20 protein-coding genes are annotated in these 22,335 nt (G+C 61.6%); 12 read left to right on the forward strand and 8 right to left on the reverse strand.

Annotated features, from left to right (window positions below; all coding sequences use genetic code 11):
• Positions 1-32: 32 nt before the first annotated feature.
• Genes VKS22_06600 through pth form a run of 4 tightly spaced genes read left to right on the forward strand, consistent with a single transcriptional unit; the run spans position 33 to position 5,566 of the window.
• Entirely contained in the window at positions 33-3,047 is a 3,015-nt protein-coding gene (locus tag VKS22_06600) for an AsmA-like C-terminal domain-containing protein (GenBank protein HLW70273.1), read from the forward strand.
• The gene (locus tag VKS22_06605) at positions 3,044-3,751 is read left to right on the forward strand and encodes a TIGR04282 family arsenosugar biosynthesis glycosyltransferase (protein ID HLW70274.1); all 708 of its coding nucleotides are present in this window, start codon (positions 3,044-3,046) and stop codon (positions 3,749-3,751) included. The genes VKS22_06600 and VKS22_06605 overlap by 4 nt, the downstream gene beginning before the upstream one ends.
• A gap of 19 nt (positions 3,752-3,770) precedes the next feature.
• A complete protein-coding gene (gene hisC / locus VKS22_06610) occupies positions 3,771-4,898 on the forward strand; it encodes a histidinol-phosphate transaminase (protein HLW70275.1) in 1,128 nt (375 codons plus the stop codon).
• 26 nt (positions 4,899-4,924) lie between these two features.
• Positions 4,925-5,566 (forward strand): aminoacyl-tRNA hydrolase, encoded by a 642-nt coding sequence (gene pth / locus VKS22_06615; GenBank protein HLW70276.1) that lies wholly within the window; start codon positions 4,925-4,927, stop codon positions 5,564-5,566.
• 2 nt (positions 5,567-5,568) lie between these two features.
• Here pth and VKS22_06620 read toward each other — a convergent pair whose 3' ends face one another.
• The 4 genes from VKS22_06620 to VKS22_06635 form a co-directional block, all read right to left on the reverse strand.
• On the reverse strand, positions 5,569-6,483 hold the full coding sequence (locus VKS22_06620) for a VOC family protein (GenBank protein ID HLW70277.1): 915 nt from the start codon (positions 6,481-6,483) through the stop codon (positions 5,569-5,571).
• A gap of 32 nt (positions 6,484-6,515) precedes the next feature.
• On the reverse strand, positions 6,516-6,992 hold the full coding sequence (locus VKS22_06625; protein HLW70278.1) for an aromatic-ring-hydroxylating dioxygenase subunit beta: 477 nt from the start codon (positions 6,990-6,992) through the stop codon (positions 6,516-6,518).
• 14 nt (positions 6,993-7,006) lie between these two features.
• Positions 7,007-8,332 carry a Rieske 2Fe-2S domain-containing protein gene (locus VKS22_06630; protein ID HLW70279.1) on the reverse strand — a complete coding sequence of 442 codons (1,326 nt, stop codon included), beginning with the start codon at positions 8,330-8,332 and terminating at the stop codon, positions 7,007-7,009.
• Positions 8,333-8,596: 264 nt separating this feature from the next.
• Positions 8,597-9,634 (reverse strand): DsbA family protein, encoded by a 1,038-nt coding sequence (locus VKS22_06635; GenBank protein HLW70280.1) that lies wholly within the window; start codon positions 9,632-9,634, stop codon positions 8,597-8,599.
• A 398-nt stretch (positions 9,635-10,032) separates the two neighbouring features.
• Between VKS22_06635 and VKS22_06640 the strand changes: the two genes are divergently transcribed.
• Positions 10,033-10,614: a hypothetical protein gene (locus tag VKS22_06640; GenBank protein ID HLW70281.1), complete on the forward strand. Its 582-nt coding sequence runs from the start codon at positions 10,033-10,035 to the stop codon at positions 10,612-10,614.
• A 162-nt stretch (positions 10,615-10,776) separates the two neighbouring features.
• On the opposite strand, the gene VKS22_06645 is transcribed toward VKS22_06640, so the two are convergent.
• A complete protein-coding gene (locus VKS22_06645) occupies positions 10,777-11,880 on the reverse strand; it encodes an amidohydrolase family protein (protein HLW70282.1) in 1,104 nt (367 codons plus the stop codon).
• A gap of 159 nt (positions 11,881-12,039) precedes the next feature.
• Here VKS22_06645 and VKS22_06650 point away from each other — a divergent pair, with 159 nt between their 5' ends.
• A complete protein-coding gene (locus VKS22_06650) occupies positions 12,040-12,477 on the forward strand; it encodes a DUF420 domain-containing protein (GenBank protein HLW70283.1) in 438 nt (145 codons plus the stop codon).
• Positions 12,478-12,560: 83 nt separating this feature from the next.
• Here the strand turns inward: VKS22_06650 and msrA are convergent, their stop codons facing one another.
• Positions 12,561-13,268 carry a peptide-methionine (S)-S-oxide reductase MsrA gene (gene msrA / locus VKS22_06655; protein HLW70284.1) on the reverse strand — a complete coding sequence of 236 codons (708 nt, stop codon included), beginning with the start codon at positions 13,266-13,268 and terminating at the stop codon, positions 12,561-12,563.
• A 138-nt stretch (positions 13,269-13,406) separates the two neighbouring features.
• On the opposite strand from msrA, the gene VKS22_06660 reads away from it, so the two are divergent.
• From VKS22_06660 to VKS22_06685, 6 genes are all read left to right on the forward strand, one after another.
• Positions 13,407-14,231 carry an SDR family NAD(P)-dependent oxidoreductase gene (locus VKS22_06660; GenBank protein ID HLW70285.1) on the forward strand — a complete coding sequence of 275 codons (825 nt, stop codon included), beginning with the start codon at positions 13,407-13,409 and terminating at the stop codon, positions 14,229-14,231.
• A gap of 84 nt (positions 14,232-14,315) precedes the next feature.
• Positions 14,316-15,530 carry a hypothetical protein gene (locus VKS22_06665; GenBank protein HLW70286.1) on the forward strand — a complete coding sequence of 405 codons (1,215 nt, stop codon included), beginning with the start codon at positions 14,316-14,318 and terminating at the stop codon, positions 15,528-15,530.
• Positions 15,531-15,876: 346 nt separating this feature from the next.
• Positions 15,877-17,259: a hypothetical protein gene (locus tag VKS22_06670; protein ID HLW70287.1), complete on the forward strand. Its 1,383-nt coding sequence runs from the start codon at positions 15,877-15,879 to the stop codon at positions 17,257-17,259.
• A 215-nt stretch (positions 17,260-17,474) separates the two neighbouring features.
• Positions 17,475-18,392: a TIGR03560 family F420-dependent LLM class oxidoreductase gene (locus VKS22_06675; protein HLW70288.1), complete on the forward strand. Its 918-nt coding sequence runs from the start codon at positions 17,475-17,477 to the stop codon at positions 18,390-18,392.
• 69 nt (positions 18,393-18,461) lie between these two features.
• On the forward strand, positions 18,462-18,755 hold the full coding sequence (locus VKS22_06680) for a hypothetical protein (protein ID HLW70289.1): 294 nt from the start codon (positions 18,462-18,464) through the stop codon (positions 18,753-18,755).
• A 36-nt stretch (positions 18,756-18,791) separates the two neighbouring features.
• Positions 18,792-20,336, forward strand: a complete 1,545-nt coding sequence (locus tag VKS22_06685) for an acetolactate synthase large subunit (GenBank protein HLW70290.1) — start codon at positions 18,792-18,794, stop codon at positions 20,334-20,336.
• Here the strand turns inward: VKS22_06685 and VKS22_06690 are convergent.
• Positions 20,333-21,439 (reverse strand): ArsA-related P-loop ATPase, encoded by a 1,107-nt coding sequence (locus tag VKS22_06690; GenBank protein HLW70291.1) that lies wholly within the window; start codon positions 21,437-21,439, stop codon positions 20,333-20,335. The two genes, VKS22_06685 and VKS22_06690, sit on opposite strands and share 4 nt — an antisense overlap.
• Positions 21,439-22,329, reverse strand: a complete 891-nt coding sequence (locus tag VKS22_06695; protein ID HLW70292.1) for an ArsA-related P-loop ATPase — start codon at positions 22,327-22,329, stop codon at positions 21,439-21,441. The genes VKS22_06690 and VKS22_06695 overlap by 1 nt, the downstream gene beginning before the upstream one ends.
• Positions 22,330-22,335 lie beyond the last annotated feature (6 nt).

Genomic DNA, 22,335 nt, shown 5'->3' on the forward strand with positions numbered 1-22,335 from the left:
CGCCTCCGAGCTCTGACGCGAATCAACTCCCGATGAGACGTCTGCGATTTGTCGGCTATGCGCTCCTGCTGGCGGTCGCCGTAGGCGTTACCGCCGGCGTGGTCGCGGTGCGCAATCAGGCGACGATCGCGAAGATCGTACTGGGCCGGATCCGCGATCACACCGGCTTCGACATTCAGATAAGCGGCACCCGCGTCGCCTTCAATCGCCGCCTCGAGGTCGTGCTCGAACATCCGCGCGTGCTGCGGGCGGGCGTTGAAGTGGCGCGCCTGAAAGAGATCCGCGCCGTCCTCGGCTATCGCGCAGTCTTCCGTAATGCCGGCCTACCGGTCTACGAGCTGGGGTTTGAACAGCCGCTTGCGCGAGTTCCCGCCGGCGGGGCGAACTTCGCCGCAGACGGCTTCGCCCATCTCGACGCGCCGGCGATAAAAGCGCTGTCCGAAACGCTCGACGCACTCTCCGACACGGTCCAGCACATAAAAGTCAACGAGGCGACGCTGACCGATGAACACAATGTCCCAATCGTCGAGCATCTGAACCTCGAGGCGAGCCGTTGGCACTATCGCCATCCGGGCAACTGGCCGTGGCAGGTGAAGTTTACCGCAATGCCGGCGTGGGTGCCGGCCGACCCGTTTCATCTCGCCGGCCGGGTCACCCTCGGTCCGCCGTTGGATCATCCGCAGCTCATCGCGAACGGCGAAATCTGGTTCTGGGATCTGCGCGTCACCGGCGTTGACGTTGGCGCTGCAAAGGCGGCGGCTAAGGTCGACGGGAATCTGCACGTGGCCCTTGACGACACCGGGGTCCTCAGCGGCAAGAGCAACACCAACGTCCGTGGTTTGTCACTGAGTGGCGGCAGCCTGAGCAAGCCGCTCACGCCCGGCGATTATCAGATCAGCGCGGGCTATCATGCGGCACCCGACGAGATCGACCTGCCGAGCGTCACGCTGCGTCAGGAAGGCGTGATCGTGTTGAGCGGGAACGCGCGCATCGTACATCCATACACCGATGATCGCGCCGCGACCTTTAGCGCGGGCGGAACGCGGCTGACGCTGGCGCGCGTCAGCTCATTGATGCGCTCAGTCCGCGCGATTCCACCATCGCTGCTCCAATTCGCCACACGGCTTGACCAGGGCGAAATCGCGCTGACGCAGATCGCGCTCGACACGGCCGTACCGCTTCGCGACTGGAGCGTCGCGACGCTGCGCAATAATTTGCGCGCCGCCGCGATTCTTACGAACGTCGGTTACCAGTTTCCGCCCGATTCAAAGCTTATGCCGCTGCGCGATTTCAATGGGCAGCTCGCTTATGCGGCGGGCCTGCTGACGCTCACGCAGGGCTCGCTCGCGATCGGCAAATCCCGCTTCGACGGTCTCAGCGCCGACGTCAATCTGTCGCGCGCCCCGGCGCTTATTTCTTACAAGACGAAACTGCGCGGCGATCTCGATCTCGGCGAGCTTTACCCGGCCGCTAACGCCGTGGCGCGCACTGCGAGCCCGACGATCGCCGATAACGTCACGCATGTCGCTGGACGCGCGCCAGTCGTGCTCAGCGGTTCCGGCGACTCGAAAGATCTCAGGTGGCGCGCGCCGCGCGACTATCTTGCGACCTTCGACTTGAGCCGCGCGGTGCTCGGAACAAGATCTGTTCCCGAGGACATTGTCTTCGCCCAGGGCAGTGCGGTGCTCAGCCCCGCCGGCATCTCCTTAGACCACGTCCGTTTGCTTCCTGCGGGCGCGAAGGGCGGCGACATCGTCCTCAACGGGACATTAGCGCCTCGGCCCGGCATGCCGCTTCTGCACAACTTCACCGCGCAACTGCATCAACTTGTGATCGAGCAGTGGCTGCCGCGATTCGTCGATCCCGCGGACCTCGCCGCCGATGGCACGGTAAGCGGCGCGCTCACCGCCAACAGCGCTCCCGGTCACGAAGATTTTCCGGTAATCACCGGCAAGCTCACGCTCACTGCCGGCCAGATCCAATTCGGCTTCGTCCGTTCACCGATGATCGTAAGTCGCGCAGCGACCCTCATCTTGGACGGCAAGGGGTTGACGCTCGATCTGCCCGGCGCCAAACTGGAAGGCTCGGCTCTGGACTTCCGGCTGGCGGTCGCAGACCTGGCGCATCCCGCGGTGCGGCTCGACGCCACCGCGGCCAAACTCGATTTTGAAGTGCTGCGCTTCATCCGCCTACCCTGGTCGCCGCGCACTCCGCCGCATTTTTTCCCCGTCCCAGTATCGGGACATATCGAAGGACGCGAGGCCAATTTCGGTGAGTTGCCGCTCTCCAACGTCGCCACCGACTTCACCAAAGCGGGTAACGACTGGCACGTATCCAATTTCACCGCCACCGTCTTGAAGGGCGACGTCCACCTCGATATTGCAGGCCGTTCGCGTGACGATTGGATCCGTATCATCGGCACGATCGCCGGAATGGATGCACGGCTGCTTTCGACCCTCGCCGCCCCGGGGCCGCGTCCCATCTTGATCGGGACGCTCGCCGCCAACGGCGACATCTGGGCGCACACCGACGTCGATTTCTTCGACTCGCTCGGCGGAACCCTCTCAGTCCGCGTCACCGACGGTCTGGTCAATCGCTTCAAGCTGCTGACGCGCATCCTGGGGCTTATCGATCTCAAGAGCTGGCTCACCGCTCAAGTGGATCCGCTGGTCACCGGAGTGCCCTTCAAAGCCTTGACCGCAGATTTCCTGGGCGCAGGCGGTGACTTCAAAACCAAAAATCTGTTGCTCGATGGCCCGGTGGTCGATATCACCGCGCACGGCGACGTTCAGTTTGGCCGCGAGCGCGTGAATATGGAGGTCGGCGTCTTCCCATTCAACACCGCCAACTGGATAGTCCATCAAATCCCGATCGTCGGCGGCAACCTCGCCGGTGGCACCAAAGGCCTGGTCGCGGCTTACTTTGCGGTTTACGGGCCGCTAAAGGATCCCACCGTCTTGCCCAAGCCAGTGACCTCAGTAGCGGAGTTTGTCAAAAAGATGCTGGGCCTGCCGATCAATATAATCGTGCCTAACACGATCAAGTGACGCATTCGTCGCAACCGCCGCAAGCCATAAACCAGACCATCATAGTCTTCACGCGCGAGCCGGTCCCGGGCCTCACGAAAACGCGGCTGATTCCCGGCCTCGGCGCGAACAATGCCGCGGCTCTCGCCGACGCTTTCACCCGCGATGCGTTGACCAAGGCGCGCGCCACCGGCCTGCGTCTGGTGATTGCCGGGAGCGCCGCGCGCGACGTGAGGCAGAGCCGCTATTTTCTTGCCCTCAAGCGCCGCTTCGATGCGGAATTGATCGACCAGGGAAACGGTAGTTTGGGCGCACGGATGGCCCGAGTGCTGGCCCCCCTTAGCGTCGATGGCGCAATTCTGATCGGCGCCGATACGCCGTCGCTGCCGCTGCGAGCGCTCGTCCAAGCCGTCGCGATGCTGCAGCGCTCGCCGACCGTCCTCGGCCCCACTCTCGACGGCGGCTACTATATGGTTGGCGTCCGCGGCGGGCTTCCCAAGATTTTTCATGGCATCCGCTGGGGCGGCGCGAGCGTGCTCGCTACAACGATCGCGCGTCTCGAGCAGGCTGGAAGGCGCTACGCGCTGGCCGAGCCGTGGTACGACATCGATCGCTGGAGCGATCTGATACTCCTTGCCGCGCATCTGCGCCTGATCCTTCGCCGCGCGCCGGATCCCTGTCCTGCAACCTCACAACTGCTGTGGCGGCTTGGTCTGCTTTATTGACGCGGCTAAACTGTTCGCGATGGCCCAGCCGGTTCAATCGTCAGTTGCTGATAACGCATCGATGTTTCGTCCGGCGATCGCGCGGATGGAACCATACGTCCCGGGAGAGCAGCCGCGGCCGGGCGAGCAACTGACCAAGCTCAACACCAACGAGAATCCCTACCCGCCGTCGCCATTTGTGCGGCGGGCGATCGTCAAGGCAGCGACCAGCGCGCTGCGCCTTTATCCCGCGCCCAACGCCGACGATTTCACTTTGGCGGCGTCACGCGCCTATGCAGTTCCCCAGAAAATGATTCTGGCCGGTAATGGTTCCGACGAACTGCTCGCGATGCTGTTTCGGGCGGTCCTCGATCGTGGCGACAAAGTCGCCTGCGCGCAGCCGACCTATTCGCTCTATGACACGCTCGCGCAAATTCAGGATGCGCACGTAATTAAAATTCCACTCGGACCCAGCTTCAAGCCTCCGCTCCAGGCGCTGACGCGCGAGCGCGCCAAATTGACCATCGTCTGCAGCCCAAACTCTCCGTGCGGCACGCCGGCGCCGCGCGCCGCGCTCGACGTGATGGCGCGGGCCCTCGGGGAGCGCTTGCTGGTAATCGATGAGGCCTACGCGGATTTTGCCGAGGCTCACGCCCTGGACCTCGCCAGGCGGCACAAAAATGTCATCGTGCTGCGCACGCTGTCAAAGTCTTTTTCGCTGGCCGGAATGCGCCTCGGTCTCGGCTTCGCCCATCCGCATTTGCTCGGCCAGCTACTCAAAGTTAAGGATTCCTACAATCTGAATCGTCTCGCGATCGCAGCCGGCGCCGCCGCGCTCTCCGATCTACCCTGGATGCGGCGTAACGTCGAGCGCGTCAAACGCACGCGCACCCTGACCGAAGCCCGTCTGCGCCGGATGGGCTTCGAGGTCCCGCCTTCACAGGCTAATTTCGTGATGGCGCGGATGGCGAATCAGAATCTGGCGGCGTTGGCTGCGAGCTTGCGCCGGCGCGGAATTTTGGTGCGCCATTTTCCGCGCTCGGTCTTCAATGACGCCCTCCGCATCTCGATTGGGACGCCGGCGGAGATGCGCAAATTGTTTGACGCGCTCGAACCTCTGATCAAGCCGTTGAGCGCTTCCGGCCGCAATGGCCGCCACGCGCGCTAAACAATCGGCTGACGCAGGAAGCCGCCATGAGCCGGATCGGCAACCTGTTCGTCAGATTTCGTCCCGGACCGGCGCCGCGCGCGGAGCCCGATACGGACGCGAGCCGCTGGGTCGTCGCCGGACTCGGCAATCCCGGCGAAGAGTATCGCCGCTCACGCCATAACGTCGGCTTCATGGCCGCCGCACATCTGGCCGCGCGCCACCGGATCGAACTCAACCGCCGCAAATTCAGTGGCCTCTACGCTGAGACGGCTATCGCAGGCGCGTCCGCACTGATCGTGACGCCGCAGACCTTCTATAACCGCAGCGGCGATTGTCTCGCGTCGCTAACCGGCTATTTCAAAGTCCCAGTCGAAAAGTTGATTGTAATCCACGATGAGATCGATCTGCCGCTGCGGCAGATGCGGATCAAGCGTGGCGGCGGCGACGCCGGCAATCGCGGCGTGCGCTCAATCGCTGCGGCGCTAGGCCCCGACTTCATTCGCGTGCGCGTCGGCGTCGGCCATCCGGGCGCCGCCGCGGACGCGATCGATCATGTCCTCAAGCCATTGACCGCGAGCGAGATGCGCGAACTTGAGCCGACACTGGACCGCGTCATCGAGGCGGTCACGGTGCTGATTGGCGAGGGGCTCGAGCGTGCGATGAGTATTTTTAACCAGCAGGTTTGAGGCTACGCGGCTGGCTTCGGCGGTGGTCCGCCCGCTCCGCCGCGATGACCCCAGATGCTGCCGGCTTCGTGCCGCTGAACTTTCCAGGTCGCGTCGTCGATCTGCCGCGCGCCGTAGCCGTATTCGATCTCAAAGCCCGACGGCGACCGCATATAGAACGACACCATATGGTCGTTGGTGTGGCGCCCGAGCGTAGCGGCGATCGGAACGCCGCGGTCCTGGCATAGATACATCGTCGAGCAGACATCATCGATCGTCCTGACCTGCAACATGAAGTGATGGAGCCGCTTGCCGCCGGGAAATTCGCCAAAGGCCAACGAGTGATGGCGCGGATTGCAGTGCAAAAAGTTGATCATCATGCCCGAGGGCGCACCGCGCCGCATCTTTATCTCGATAAAATCACTGATCCGCATGCCCAGCGCGTCGCGATAAAAGTGCAGACTTTTGGCCGCGTCGGTGACGCCCAGCACGATATGACCGAGTCCCATCAGGCCGGTCTCGAAACCCGTTATCGCGCGCGAGGAGTGAAACGGCGCCTCGAAGTTCATCAGCGGACCGTAATAGGCCTCGCTCGCGATTCCATTCGGGTCGCGAAACTGGATTAGTTGCGCGACACCGCGATTACGCGCGAGTTCCGGCGTTCCCGCCGCCACCTCGACCCCCGCCGCTTCGAGTTGCGTAGTCAGGGCGTGTAACGCCGGCTCGTCGCTCACTTCCCAGCCGATAAAGGCCACGTCGTCGGCGTCATTCTCGTGCAGGATGAAGCGATGGTGATTCTCGTCCATACGCAAGTAGAGCGAGCCGTCGGCGGTGACGCCTGACGACTGCAGGCCGAGAATTTCAGTCGCGAACCGCTCCCAGTCCGCGAGCACCTTGACGTTCAATCCCAGGTAACCGAGTTGCGTCACGCTTGCCACCTGAATCCTCCAGCGCTGAGAGCTTCTGCGCGTCACACGATAAAAGTGAGGTTGTCGATCACCTCGTCGTTATTGACCAGAATGGCTTTTTTCGCCGCGATCTTCCATCGCCCGGCCTCGAAACGCATCTGATGCTCGTAACGGCCGGCGAAAACCCGCTCCCGCCCGCGACGAAGCTCGTAAAGGATAAAAGCCGAAGCGACCTTCGCCGCGGCGTCCGTGGTTTCCTCGATCTGCACATTCGCGATCAGGCGGCGGGTCTTTGAGGGTGGACTTTGCGCGTGCGCGAGCCCAGTGCCGAGTCGGGCCACGCGGTCGCGCAGCCGTGCGCCGTTATCGTAGACGATCGAAATGGCACGCGCTGGATCGCCGCCCTCGCCCCCCATGGGAATCCAATAAGTAATGTCGTCGGTGAGAGAATTCAGCCAATCAGCGTAGCGTCCTTCGTCGAGCAGGCGCGCCTCCGCATAAAGCAGATCCTCCGCATGCGAGCGTTGCAGCCCGGCCATCGTCGCGGAACCGCCTACGAGCCTGAGGCGATCAGCGCCAGCTTTGCCGGACGTGGTTCAGTCGCCGCCGCGCCGCAAATCACCTCGCGCCAGCGGCGGTAGAGGGCGCGCTGGGGAACTTCGTCGGTCAGATGCGCCGCGATGATGCCGTCGGGTGTAATGACCTCGCGTTCGAGCCCGCGGCTCAATTCGAGCCACTCTGCGCCTTTGACCGCCAGTCCTGCGGTGCAGCGGTTGAACATCTCGACGTCGTCCGGCGCACCACCGCCGGCCGGGCCGTAAAAGGATTCGTGCGCGCGCAGCCGCGCGACGTTGATCTCTTCGGGCACGCCACGCAAAGTCGTCGGCGTCGCAAAGACCTCGGTGCGATTGAATGCGATCGGAATGACTTGGCGCAATTGGACGCCGATGATCAACAAATTCGGAAAAATCGCCAGATTGACGTTCGAGGCCCCCAGAATCTCGCTGGTGCGCTGCTTGCCGAATCGCCGCTGAAGGCTGTCGAGGTAGGCGTCCGTCGCAGCCTGCGAACTCATGCCGCGAAACAAATTATTCACCGGCTGCTCGACGCGCCGCTTCGGCGCCGTATCCAGAATCGAATGGCCGTGCCCTAGGTCCTTGCTCTCCATCGCGGTGCTTTCATTGAAGAGCTTCATCAGCTTACGGCCCAGCCGCTTGCCCTGCACCTCAAAGAACGATTGATGGACGAAGTTGGCGTGATAGCCGTCGACGCCGTTCTCCATCTGGAATTTCCAGTTGCCGTCGTAGCCGTATTTATGGGTGCCGGCGCGCGCCGCGATCTCACCCTCGGGCGACAGATCCATAAACAGATCGAGATAGTACTTCGCGTTGCCGAGATAGTCAGGCAGTTCTTCGACGTCGGCGCTCAGGCTCGTAAACACCAGCCCTCGGTAGATCGCGACTTTCGCCGGTTTGATCAGCGCGAATTTGCTGCGATCGAACTTGCTGCCGAAACCGCCGGCGTACGGCACGCCAATCAGCTCGCCACGGCTGTTGTAAGTCCAGCCGTGATACCAGCATCGCAGATAATTCGAGTTGCCACGCTCCTGCTGGCAAATGGTCGCGCCGCGATGCATACAGCGGTTCATCACGACATGCACGCGGCCATCTTCGTCGCGCGAGAGGATCGCAGGCTGCGTGCCGATCCGCACGGTTTTGTAATCGCCGGGCTCGGCGACCTCGCTCTCGTGGCCGAGGTAAACCCAGTTGCGCTCGAAAATCCGCTCTATTTCGAGCTCGAAAATCTCCGGCGTGACGTAGATCTTTCGATGGACCCGATGATCCTGCACCAACTCGGCGAGGTTGACTTGCTCGAGCATCGCTGCCTCCCTTGCGGAAAAGCGCATCGTTCGCCCTGACGGGCGGCTCTATTAGAGCACTTTCTTGATAAAAATGGCGAGCGCGAGAAAGTAAACGCCGCCGGTATTTTAGCCGGCGGCGTTCATTGCCTCACGATGGCCCGAACTCAGACCGACAAGTGATAAACGCCCGCGACGTTATCGTGCAGGATGGCATCCTTCTCGACGGGCGTCATGGCCTGCTGCCACCAGAAACGCAGCCAAGCAGTTCGCTCCGGCTGGAGTTCATCGCGCCGCTTCTTTTTCCGGCGCCGGGGGGGCCTTAAGCTCGTCGTCGACGGCGGCGGAAAATGCCTCCGGCGACTGTGCCCCCGACAATTCGCGTCCATTCAGGAAAAACGTAGGAGTTCCGGTAAGGCCAAGCTTGGTCCCCTGATCGCGATCGCTTATGACCGCGGCCCGATACTTCTTGGAGTCGAGACAATGGTTGAAGCTCGCCGTGTCGAGCCCTAACTTCGCCGCCGTAGTTCTGAGATCGGACAAGTCAAGCTTGCTTTGGTCCGCGAGCAAAGCGTCGTGATAGGGCCAGAATTTACCCTGTTCATTGGCGCATCGCGCGGCCATCGAGGCGTCCAGTGCGTGCGGATGGAAGCCGAGTGGAAAGTCCATATAGACCAGGCGCACCTTGTTGCCGTATTGCTGCCTGACCTGCTTTATCGAGCCCTCGGCAGCCCGGCAGTACGGGCACTGGAAGTCCGCAAACTCGACGATCTGGACCGGCGCATTTTTGTCGCCCACAGCCGGGCTATCGCCCGTAGCCACCCCAAAGCGCGGCGCTTTCAGCGCAATTTGAACGTCCTGCGCGGCGCGCAACTTGGCAATTACCGCGTCCACCGCTTCACGCTGCCGCTTTTGTTGCAAAGCCGAAATCAGCAGAGGTTTTATTTTGTCGTAAGGCTGGTTTCCCGTCTTGACGTCAATCTGAGCCTTATGCGCGTCATAATAGGTGCGTGCTTCGCTCTCAGTCACTACCGGGACTTTGGCCGCCTGCTTCATGTAATCTGCGGAATTCAGTTTTGCGTTCGCCGCCGCCTGTCTGATCAGATATTCGTCGATCATCTCGTCGAGCGCATTCTTACGCTCGTCGTAGAGATGCGCCGGACCTTTTTCTCCTAGCAGCCGCGTATCGACATCCTTTAGCGTGATTTGATAACTGCCAACCATAGCGACCACGCGGCTCGGGTCGTCCGTGGCTGATGTATCTGCCTGCGCTGCCGGCGCGCTCGGCAGCAGCCACATAAGCAGCCCGAAAAGGCCGATCACCGACAGGTTTCTCCATGATTGCGTCGCTATCTTGTGCCTGATTTGCATCATATACACCCTCTTTGCTGAATATAACATCATACTGCTTCTTTCGCAATTAGATTAGCTCTTGGGTTTTGTCAAAAAAACTCAAGATCGCTCTTGGGATAAGCTGACTCGCAACATCTTACACCCATCGGGTCCTAGCTCTCCCCATCACAACAGTTGAATAATCAGCTCTTCTTGGATATAACCACCGATAGATATATCGACGAGCCCTCACCAATGCAAATAGAAATATTGATATGCTTAACAGCTTTGTACTGATCTGCGCTTGCGTATGTAACGCTTTTCAATTACAAGAGAGCTTGACGTGAGAGAGTCTGGTTAAGCGGCCGAATAACGGAGGAGTAAACGTAATGGGCAAAAGAGGTACATTCATAGCGACGCTGGCGGCAGCGCTTCTGACAAGCGCCGCCCTCGCACTGGCATTGCCGTCGCCGACCCCGACCCCGTCGGGAGCGCAGAACGGCGTCTACCAGGTTAACTATTACTCGAATGCTGGCAGCACAACGGACCCGGACGGCACGGTACGGATCGTCAACCCGTCGGGCTCGTCACTGTGCGCGTTGATCTACGTGACTGACGAAGATCAGGAACTGCGGGAATGCTGCGGATGCAACGTGACCGACCGGGGGACCCGCATCCTCAGCGTCGACACTGATCTGACGAGCAACCCCGCCAATGGCGTTTCAACCGTCAATGGATCGGTGGCGATTGTCTCGTCCTCAGCAACGAACTGCGACGCAAGCTTGGCGAAAACGTCTGGGAATCTCGCCGCTTACGAGACGCATCCGCAAAACGATGGCACCTTGACGGAAGATGAGTTCACGCCAAGTCCGTTGAGCCGTCCCGAGTTGAATGGCCTGCAGACGGCCTGCGCCGCGATCGAACTGGTCGGCAGCGGTAAAGGCATCTGCAGCTGCGGCACGGGCGGCTGATCGCGTCAACGAAATGGGGGGAGCGAACCGTGGTTTCTGAAGATCGCACGTTCTGGGATGTAAACAAGTAGTCCGCGAACCGAACTCTCCACACGCGTCAATGGACAGCGCCGCCAGTCGTAAGACCAGCGGCGCTTCCTTTTTTCGGGAACTCGCGGAACTTTAGATCGACAAATTGTAGAGTTCCGCGACGTTGTCGTGCAGGATCGCGTCCTTCTCGACGGTCGTCAGACCCTTCGTATGCTCGGCGAGAATCTCCTGCGACCACGGCCAGGTTGAGTCGCTATGCGGAAAATCGTTCGCCCACATCAGGCGCTGATAATTGCACAGGTCCTTCGTCTTGAAGGCGACCCAGTCATCCTGGAAAGTCAGGTAAACGTGCTCGCGAAAATAATCGCTCGGCATCTTCTCGAGCTCCTTGCACCTCATCCAGGTCCGGTGGCGGTTGTAGGCGTGGTCCATCCGGTACATGAAGTGCGGCACCCAGCCGGCGTCGGCCTCGACGCAGACGATCTTCAGCTTGGGATGGCGCTCGAAAACGCCGCCGTAAATGAACGTGCCGATGATGTCCTGGTTGCCGCGGATGATCGACATGAAACTGTTGATCAGCGGTCCGCGTCCACGGCTGCCGACCTGATCGCTTTTGCTGGTCAGGATATGGAAGCTGATCGGCATCTCGAGGTCGATCGCCGCTTCCCAGTAGGGCCCATAGCAGGGGTCGTCGAAATCGCTCACCTGCGGATTGCCGGTCAGCATCACGCCGCGCAATCCCAGCGCCTTCATTTCGCGCAGCTCCTCGATACCCTCCTCAACTGAGCGCATCGTACTTTGGCCGAGCCCGATCAAACGCTCCGGGCTCCCCGCGCAGAATTCGGCGATCCAGCGGTTGTAGGCGTCGAAACAGGCTTTCTTGTAGTCAAAATCCTGATGGTTGCAGATCATCATCCCAATGGTTGGATAGATAACCTCGGCCGACACGCCGTCGCGATCCTGATCGGCGAGCCGCGCTTTCGGATCCCAGCCGCCGCGATGCAGGCTTTCGAAGGTCGAGCCGTACGCCCGCAGGTCCTCGGGCCGCTTGCCGGCTGCGGCCGCAAGCGCAATTCCCAAGGGCTTCTTCATGCCGTGAATGACGAAGAGGTCGCCCTTGGCCTCGTCACGCACGATCCTCGGCGCAATGTCGCGATACTTCGGATCGATGTTATCGATGTAGCAGTTCGGCGGCTCGGTGATGTGCGAGTCGGCTGAGATAATGGTTTTGCCCATGGTTCCTCCTGAGGGTCCGCGGCGCGACGCGCTGGCGGCCCAGTCTTATTCCTACATAAGGATAGCTTAGCACCCCGGCTTTTCCAACGATAAACGACCAACGCACGCAATCGCGCCGCCGAGGCTCAGGCGCTAGACTCGCTCATTCGGTTTTATTCGATGACGTCGTATCACCTGCTCGCGCCGATCAACTCGGTCCTGAACGCGCTCGCAGCGCTACTTCTGCTGGCCGGTTTCTACTGCATTCGGCGCCGATGGATTCGCGCACATCGCGCCTGCATGATCGCAGCGTTCACCGTGTCGTCGATTTTTTTTGCCTCTTACTGCTTCTATCACTATGAGGTTGGGGACGTTCACTTTCGGGGCTACGGACTGATCCGGCCCCTCTACTTCTCAATTTTGATCTCTCACATCGCGCTGGCGGGCGCGATCGTACCGCTCGCCATAATCACGCTTTCCCGGGCCTTACGCGGCAACTTTGCGCAGCATCGGCGGATCGCGCGCTGGACCTTGCCGATCTGGATTTACGTATCCATCACGGGCATCGCGACGTATTTGATCTGCTACCAGCTCTATCCGCCCGGATATGGCAAGTAACAGGGCGATTACCGCGACTGATCGCGGGTCACCGAGAGGTCGGCCCTTCGGCTATCGGACTGAATCCGCTTAAGACCGTTGAACTATTCCTGGTAGAGCGCTGGGAAACGCTTCTGTAGCGCCGCCAATTTCGGCTGATCGTTGATGATGATGTAAGGGCTATCCGGGTGCAGTGCGAGGTAGTTTTGATGGTAATCCTCGGCGGGGTAGAAAACCTTTAGCGGGACGACCTGGGTCACGATCGGTTCAGAAAAAATCTTTTCCCGCGCGAGTTCGGCGACGTACTGCTGAGCCATCTTCTTCTGACTCTCGTCCGTATAGAAAATTGACGAGCGGTATTGCGTTCCTTCGTCGGGACCTTGCCGATCCAACTCCGTCGGATCGTGCGCGACCAGGAAGAAGACCTTCAGCAGATCGCCGTATGAGACTCGGGACGGATCATAGGTTACTTCCACCGACTCCGCGTGTCCGGTCGTGCCGGTACTCACCAGCTCGTAGCTTGGATCGACCGCAGCTCCGCCGGTATATCCTGAAACGACCTTGGTGACGCCCTTGACGTGCTTAAAGACCGCGTCCACGCCCCAGAAACAGCCGCCGGCGAAGACCGCGGTCGCAGGCTCCGCAGCCGCTTCCGCGGACGATCTGCCTGCCCCGGCGCCAAACAGCAGACTCGCGCCAATCATGAGAGCTAACGCCAGATGCGTCCGCGATCGGCCCAAGTTGGATCTCTTCAAATCATCGATACCGCTCGCGCCGCCCACGTTCACACCGACCATCTCGATACTTGCCACCTCGTTACTTGGACGATGAGACCTGAAAATTGTTCACCTTCGAGCCGCCCCTGCAAAGTCCTCAATCCGCGCGGTTTGCAGTCGTAATCGGAACCGACTAGCAATCTCCTCCATCAGACGAGGAGCCGGGAAGCGACGATGGCCATGGATCAGGAACTTACGGGCAAGGTTGCGATCATCACCGGCGCCGGACGAATGCGCAGCATCGGACGGCCGATCGCGAAGATGCTGGCGCAGGCCGGCGCCGCAATCGTGATCACGGGCACTGGACGGCGTCCCGAGGACTACCCCGACGACGAGAAGGCCGCCGGCTGGCGAGACATCGAGAGTGTCGCCGACGAGATCCGAACCGCCGGCGGACGATGCCTGGCGCTGGTTTCGGACATCCGCGACGAGCAGGCCGTCGACGAGCTGGTGAGCCAAACCGTCGCCGCCTACGGCCGCCTCGATATCGTGATCAACAATGCCAGCGCCGCGCGCGGACCCGACCGGGTGCCGGCGACCGAGCTCTCCTACGCGGTTTGGAAGAAAGTCTTCGCCACCAACGTTGACGGAACCTTCCTGCTCGCGCGTGCGGCTGCGCGCCGCATGATCGCGCAGGGCGAAGGCGGCAGCATCGTCAACCTCTCATCGATTGCAAGCAAGCTGGCCTTCGCCAATACCGCCGCGTACGCTTCGTCGAAGGCCGCAATCAACGCGCTCAGCCGGGCGATGGCGCTCGAGCTGGCGCCCCATCGCATCCGCGTCAATGCGCTCTGCCCGGGTATCATCGATACCTTTCGCATGGACGATATCGGCCGCGGTGAGAAATGGCGGAACTTCGTCAAGACGATGATTCCGCTGGGCTACGCGGGCGACGGCAGCGAATGCGCGGAGATGGTGCTGTTTCTGGTGACGGATCACGGCAAGTGGATCACCGGCCAGGCCATCAATGTCGATGGCGGCACCGTCTGGGGCAACTGAATTTGCCTTGATTGCCCTGAAAACCCAATCGCGGGCAGCACAACCTCCGGCTGCATCGTTCAACCGTCCAGTGGAGGTTAATCGATGAAAATAAACTCCTGGTCGCTACTGCTTGCATTCATTTGTATGCTGACGATCAGCTCAGCCGTTCCACGCGCGAATGCCCAGCCTGAGACGCCGCCCCGGTCATCAAGTAGCGCCGCGGTCCAGCCGATGGCCGCCGCCAGCCCGACGCCATATCTGGGATGCGACCAGACCGTCGCGGCCCATCGGGCAGGAGTCGGCGTCATAGTTCAGCAATCCAGCAACGGCGCGCAGCAAAAGAGCTGGCAGCCGATCGGCGGCGCCATCCAATTCACCGTCGCGACCTTTACCCGAATCCCTGACGACGCCGAGGTGGTGGTTTGCTTCCGATGGAAACAGCGGAACGGCGGCGAGCAAAAATATGTCGAGGCATCTAGTGAATCTGAGCTCGACAGCGATCGGAAAGTTCTGAAAGTCACCGCGATCGTTCCCGCCGGCCTGGGACCGCCAAAAGATGCCGAACGGGTGGCACTGCTTCCTCTGGTCCCTCTGGCGCAGGTTCGGATCCTGGCGGTCGGGCCCGACAACAACCTCGCGGCCGATGCGAGCACCACGATTGGAATCACCAATCCCCTGTGGGCAATGCTTTTTGCGAGCCTTACGGTAATCGCGGGTCTGCTGCTCTTACATCTCTGTGCCACGAAGCGGCTAAAGCAGCCCGGGCTGCAGCAGGCCAACTGGCTACTGAGAATTATTTCAACCGCCAATGGCGTTGCCAGCCTTTCCCAACTTCAGATCTTGCTCTGGACCTTCGTGGTCGCGGCCTCTGCCGTGTACGTAATGTCCCTTTCGGGTCAACTGGTCGCAATTTCCGATGGAACACTGGTGCTGGTAGGCATCGCGGGTGCTGCTAGTATCGCGGCGAAAATCAACGGTCAGAATCTGATCGCGCGCGCCGGTACCGATACGGCCCAAGCGACCGCCGCCGCCAACGACGCCGCGAAGAAAAAGGCCGACGCCCCGCAAGCCCCGCCTGCGACCCAGATCCCCAAATGGTCAGACCTCCTGGTTAGCGACGGCACGAGCGACGCGACGGCCCCGCGCGAGGTCGATATCGCGCGCTTTCAGATGCTCATGTTTACCCTTATCACGGCCACCTTCGTCCTTATTTCAGTGGCGACGACTTACGTGATTCCGGAGATCTCATCGGGATTTGTCACTCTGATGGGAATTAGTAATGGAGTGTATCTGGGATCGAAGATCGCGCAATCATAATTCCAGTCAAGCGCGATCGCGGCTGGTCACCAAGTTCTTCACCGCGCAGAGGGGCTGACGCTGAGCTGGGTCGGCGCCGGCCGCTATCTCTGAGTGAGGCACAGCAACCCGGCCGCGACAGGCTAATGCGATTCCGCCTGATGGAAGGGCCTGACCTGACCCCCTCAACGGAGTTCATGCGATGGGAGAGGCGGATGTTCATTGTGATCGAACGAATTGTTCCCTCGATTGTTACGCCTTCTAAAATGAGTCTCACCCCTTCTGGAGCTGAACCCAAGTGAGAGACCCTTTTGTGAAAGCTGTGAACGAAATCGGAGGATTTCTGATGCCACTATCTCGGGGGCCAATGGCGAATTGTCTTGGTGAACATGCTGTGGTTATCGGTGGCAGTCTGACGGGACTGATGACAGCCCGTGTGCTCGCCGATCACTTCGAGTCAGTGACGGTACTCGAACGCGACCATGTTGAGTCGGGGCCTGCGCTGCATAAGTCGGTTCTGCAGGGCAACCATGCTCACGGGCTGCTGCTCGGCGGCCAGCAGGTAATGGCGATGTTGTATCCAGGTTTTCTCGCAAGCCTCAACAAACTCGGCTCGGTTCGTTGCCGTATGGGGAAGGAATGGGTATTTTACGGGCCCTTTGGCAAAGCGTATACCGTCGGGGGAAGTGTGCGCGAGCCACGCGACTTCGGGATCGATTTCTACCTGCAGAGCCGGGGTCTTCTCGAATATTGCGTGCGGCAAAGTACGCTGGAGTACACGAATGTGAAGTTTCAGAAAGAGTGCGCGGTGCAAGGGCTTTTATGCCGTGCCGGTCATGTCGACGGCGTTCGATATAGCAAAGATGGCGAGTTGCGGTCTTTAGACAGTGATCTCGTAGTCGACGCGAGCGGATGCGGATCGCGTGCACCTCGTTGGCTTCGGGAAGTCGGCTTCGAGAGTCCCGCGGAGACTGCTATCGGCATAGATCTGGCTTATGCGAGCACTAAGTTCCGCATACCCGAGGATTGCGACAGGCAAGAGCGGCTACTGGGCTTTGACTGGGGCTTGGCCCCTGATTTTCCAAACAGTGCTTTGTTGGAGATCATCGAGGGGGACCTCTGGCTCGTCACGCTGGCAGGACGTTTCGGAAACTATCCGCCCCATGATGAAGCTGGGTTTCTTGCCTTTACCAGATTGTTACATACGTCCAGGTTATTCGAGCTAATCAAAGATGCGGAACGGGTCGCCGATATCACCACATATCGTTATCCGACTGCCTTACAACGCCATTACGAACGATTGGGCGTTTTCCCCGAAGGATTTGTCGTCTTGGGCGATGCGATCACAAGCTTCAATCCGGTGTATGGGCAAGGGATGAGTGTGGCAGCGCTCCAAGTCCAAAGCCTCCAACAATTGCTGGCGGCACGGGCACTGGAAGGGCAAGGGTTAGGAGGGTTAGCGATGTCCTTCTTCCCGGAGGCACGGGACGTCGCTGGTAACGCGTGGACCCTGGCCGCCAACCTCGATTTGGCCTATCCACAGACGCAAGGTGAACGTCCACCCGATCTGAAAGAACAATTAGCGTATTTTGCCGCGGTCGAGACTCTCGCCGCCGAGGATATCGAAGTTCATCGCCGATTGATTGAGGTGGTCAGTCTTTGCGCGCCGATGTCAGCGCTTAGCGAAGAGCCATTGCGGAGCCGCGTGTTGGAGGAACAGCGAAACCATCCAGAGCATTACAATTTCTAGTTTCCGACGACGCACGTATCGGATCTGGCCTTAACAGCGGGTGAAGGCGTTCTATCCGCAGGCGAACAAGCTTCGAAATTGAGAGCGACTGCGATCCCTCCGTCGAACTCTTATGTAATACTATGTAATACAGGGACTGAGACTTTGCATGTGGCGCTTGACTCCTCAGTCGAGCGGGCATCGATTCGGAGCGGGAGTCAGGAGTCATCATAGGTATGGAGCAAAAAATCGGATTCGGGGTCTTCTCGCCACAGGCCGGACTGCCCTTCAAGGCGTTGCTCGAGCGCGCGCTTCAGATTGAGCGGCTAGGCTATCACTCGATCTGGCTGGTCGATCATTTCTGGAATCGCGGCGTGCCCGAAGCCGACGTGCTCGAATGCACCACCACGATGAGCGCGCTCTGTGCGCGCACCGAAAAGCTCCGGGTCGGCTCGCTGGTGCTCTGTAACTCATTTCGTAATCCCGCGATGCTCGCAAAGGTGCTGGCGAGTATCGACTGCATCAGCGGCGGCCGCCTTGAGATCGGGCTCGGCGCGGGCTGGATGGACGAGGAATATCGCGCCTACGGCTACGAGTTTCCGTCGATGGGAGCGCGGCTGCGGCAACTCGAAGAGGGCGTGCAGATTCTCAAGGCGATGCTCTCCACGAAACAGTCGAGCTTTAAGGGGCGCTACTATCAGACCGCCGACGCCTGGAACAATCCGCAGCCGGTGCAGCGGCCTCATCCACCGATTACGATCGGCGGCAGCGGCGAAAAAGTGATGCTGAAAATTATTGCGAAGTATGCCGACCGCTGGAATTGCCCGGCGGGATATCGCAGCTTTGAGCAGAAATTCAACGTGCTCAAGGAGCATTGCGCCGCCGTCGGCCGCGACATCAAAGAGATCAACATCTCGGAGCAATTGCTCGTCTGTATCGGCGCCAACGAGGCCGAGGTCGAGGAGCGCTGGAAGATCGCGCAGCGCCTGCCGTTCTGGCGCACCGCGATCAAAGGCACGCCGGACACCGTCGTCGAGCAATTGCGCGAGCGGGTCAAGCGCGGCATCCAGTTTTTTACGATCATCTTCGGCGATCTGAACTCGCCGCAGAGTATCGAGCTGTTTGCGCGCGAGGTGATGCCCGCTTTCGCGTGAGTCGGCGCCGATCGCTAACCACTTCGTCAAGTTTACGAGTATAAGGAATCCATCGAGGAGGAGAATTTTATGCCGCTCTATCTGGACGAAATCAGTTTCAACGTTTCGAGCAAAGAGGATCTGCAACGCGCGCACGCACTGATCAGCGGTGCGGTGAAGAATGGCTTTCCGCCGGGCGTGACGCTCAAGGCGGGACCCTGGTTTTCGAACGAAGAGGCCACGGTCATCCTCATCCTCGATATTCAGGACCATGCGCTGACCTTCGGGCCCTTCAGCGGCGCGATGGCTAGCGGCGTCGTCTCGAAACGGCGGCTCAGCCCGATCGTGGACTGGGAGACCGCGGGCAAGAGTATCAACGGCTGATTGCATCAAAAAAAAATAGCGGATGAGAGTTCGTCGATGAACGGCGCTGAGAGTCTGATCGCGACCGCGTTGGCGGCGGGGGTCGAGGTCTGCTTCGCGAATCCGGGGACGACCGAGATGCCGTTAGTCGCGGCGCTCGACGCCACTCGCGGGATGCGCGCGGTGCTCGGCCTGTTCGAAGGGGTCTGCACGGGCGCCGCCGACGGCTACGCGCGCATGGCCGGCAAGCCCGCGCTGACGCTCCTGCATCTCGGCCCCGGCTTCGCTAACGGGATCGCAAACCTGCACAATGCGCGCCGCGCCCGTTCACCGATCGTTAATGTGATCGGCGACCACGCGACCTGGCATCTCGCCGCCGACGCGCCGCTCACGTCGGATATTGTTTCGCTCGCGCGGCCGGTCTCCGGATGGATTCGCGAAGTGAAGTCGGCGGCCGCGGTGGCCGCGGATACCGCTGATGCGATCGCGGCGGCGGGCGGCGCGCCCGGGAAAATCGCAACGCTGATTGTGCCGGCGGACTGCCAGTGGAGTCCCGCCGGCGGGATCGCGCCCGCGGGCAAAGTCGCGACGTCGCCGCTCACGCCCGATAACGCGATCGCACGCGCCGCCGAGATGCTCCGCACGCACGGCGTTAACGCGGTCATCTTCATGGGGGCGCAGGCGACGCGCGAACGCGGCCTCAAGGCGGCGGCGCGCCTCGCGGCCAAGACCGGATGCCGCCTGATGTGCGAGACCTTTCCCGCGCGTATCGAGCGCGGCGGCGCGCGGCCCGCGGTCGAGAAACTGCCATACTTCCCCGAGCAGGCGACCGAAGCGCTGGCGAAGTCCGCTGCCTTCGTTCTCGCCGGCGCGCTCAACCCGGTAGCTTTTTTCGGTTATCCGAATCTGCCGAGCGAGTTGATTCCGGCTGGCCGCGCAATCGCGACGCTGGCGACGCCCGAGCAGGACTCGGCGGCGGCGCTGGAAGCGCTTGCCGATCTGATCGGCGCGCGAAGCGATCCCGCGCCGCCTGCGACCGCACGCCCCGCGATGCCAACCGGCAAACTCGACGCCTCGACGATCGGCGCTGCGATCGCGGCGCTGATGCCCGCGAACTGCATCGTGATGGACGAGGCCGCGACCACCGGCCTGCCCTTCTTCGGCGCCTCGACGGGCGCGCCCGCGCATAGTTACCTCGCTCTCACCGGTGGCGCGATCGGACAAGGATTGCCCTGCGCGACGGGCGCCGCGGTCGCTTGTCCCGATCGCAAGGTCATTGCCTTTCAGGCCGATGGGAGCGGGATGTACACGCTGCAGGCCTTGTGGACGCAGGCGCGCGAAAAGCTCGACGTCACAACGCTCATATGCAATAACCGCCGGTACCGGATTTTGCAGGTTGAACTCGCGCGCGCCGGTATCACCGAGCCGGGCCGCGCGGCGCGATCGCTCACGAGCCTCGCCGAGCCCGAGATCAATTGGGCTTCGCTGGCGGCGGGAATGGGCGTTCCCGCGGTGCGGGTCGAGAATGCGGAAACCCTCACCGTGGAACTCCGACGCGCGCTCAAGGAACGCGGACCCAACCTGATCGAGATGATGATCTAACGCCGGCTCGAGCCCAATTCGTGCAAGCCCGCGGCGATCGCAGCAAGGTCCGCGAGCGCGCGGGGCTCGCGGCCAAGATCGTCCGCAACGATAATCGGAATCTCGTCGGGGATCGCGGCGCGCAAGCGCGCGAGCGCCGCCCGCTCGCGCTCCTTCAACGCGGCGAAATCCGCGAGGTTACGCCGCAACTTGGCCTTCAACCCCACCGGCAGCTTCGCCGTCTCGATCTCGTCCGCGTCAGGCAACGACGCCATCCGCCGATTGACCGCCACCGCGCCGATCCGCAATCCCATCGCGCGCAAGGTACGCGCAAATTCTCGAGCCTCATCGACTCTTTCCGGGCTCGGGCTCGTGACCAACACGATAAAGCTCTCGTCAGCGCGAATCAGTGCCGCGGCCTCGGCCGCACGCGTCGCGAAACCGTCGTACATGCCCTCGAAGCCGCGCACAAAACCCTGCACGTCCGCCAGCAGATGAAGCCCAGTCAGGCGATCAAACGCCGACAGCACCGCCCGCGCCGCGAGGTCCAGCACGCTTAGCGGCGCACGCATCAGACCGCGCGACGCGCCCAGCAGCGTGATCGCCCGCGAGCTCATCAGGTCGAGCATGCGCTGCGGCGCCTCGAGAAAATCCAGCGCCTCACGCGCGGGCGGCGTGTCCAGCACGATCAACTCCGCGCCGCCCTCGTGATAAAGGCCGAGCAGCCGCTCCATCGCCATGTAATCCGCCACGCCCGCCAGCGCGCTCGACAGATTCTGGTAGATTCGCCCCGCAATAATCGCATCGCGGGCAGCGGGCGATGGCGCGTGGCGGGCGATCAACCCGTCGAAAGTCGTTTTCGGATCGAGCCGCAGCGCGCGCAGCCGTCCCGAGGACTTCGCCCGCAGCCCGGCGAGCCCGACGCTCTGCAGCTCGACGGCGTCCGCTTCCAGCCCCAGCGCGTCGAGCAGGCGCGGCGCCGGATCGATCGTCATTACATCGACCCGCCGTCCGCGGATCGCCTCCGCCAGCGCAATCGCGGCGCTGAAGGTCGTTTTGCCGACGCCCCCGGGTCCGAGGCAGATGACGAGCCGCCTGCTGTCGAGGTCGAGGCCCGTTCTCATCACGCGATCCCGCTTGCGGCGAACGCGTCCGCGAGCGCCTCGAATTCCGGCTGCGCCAGCGCGGGCCGAAAGAGCGTCGGCAGCGTCACGACTTCGAGCCCTGCGCGCCGCAGCTCGCGCTTCGCGCGCAGCATCTCCGCGGCTGCCGTGCGCCGTGCTTGCGCCAGGCGGCGATGATCTTCAAGCCCATCCAGGCGAGTCAATTCTTGCGCGGAGAAAAGTGCCGGGGTCGCGCCGTTGAGTACGGCGCCGATACACCTGATGCCCAACGCGGTCAGCGCCGGCGGCGCGGCGAGCGCCTCGCGGAGCGCGAGTTCTTCCGCGCGCAGCGTCAGGAGCACCCCGAAGCGCTCGCCCTCCCGGATAAACTCATCGACCTCGGCGGCGAGCCGGTTGAGGGTTCCGAACGGCGCGAGCCGCTGAACACCGTCCGCGACTGACAACATTTCGAGCGCGCTGCCGGTGGCCGCAGCATCGATCACCAGAGTTCGATCTCGATGCTCCGCGACCGCCATCAGCCGAATCCGCGCGAGCATCAGGAAAGCCTCGAGTCCGGGCAACGCCGCCGCGACCAGACCAAAGGTGCGGCTCTGCAGCAACCGCCGTGAGATTGCGCGCAGCGGCACAATTCGCTCGATAAAGGCTTGCAGTTCAGCGCGAGCGGTCAGCGCCCGATACTCAAAGTTGCCTCCCGCGAGCGGCGAGGCCGGACCGCCGCCATCTGCGCTTGAACGTCGCGGATCGAGCTCAACCAGCGTCACCGCGCGCGCGCGTGACAACGCCAGCGCCAAAGCGACCGCGACCGTGCTCTTGCCCGTACCGCCCTTGCCGGTTACGAAGATAACCTGGGGCAGCTTGATTGATGAACGGCAGGTTGTCTCAGTGCGCATCTACGG

This window comes from Candidatus Binataceae bacterium (assembly GCA_035308025.1).
Taxonomy (GTDB): domain Bacteria; phylum Desulfobacterota; class Binatia; order Binatales; family Binataceae; genus JAJPHI01.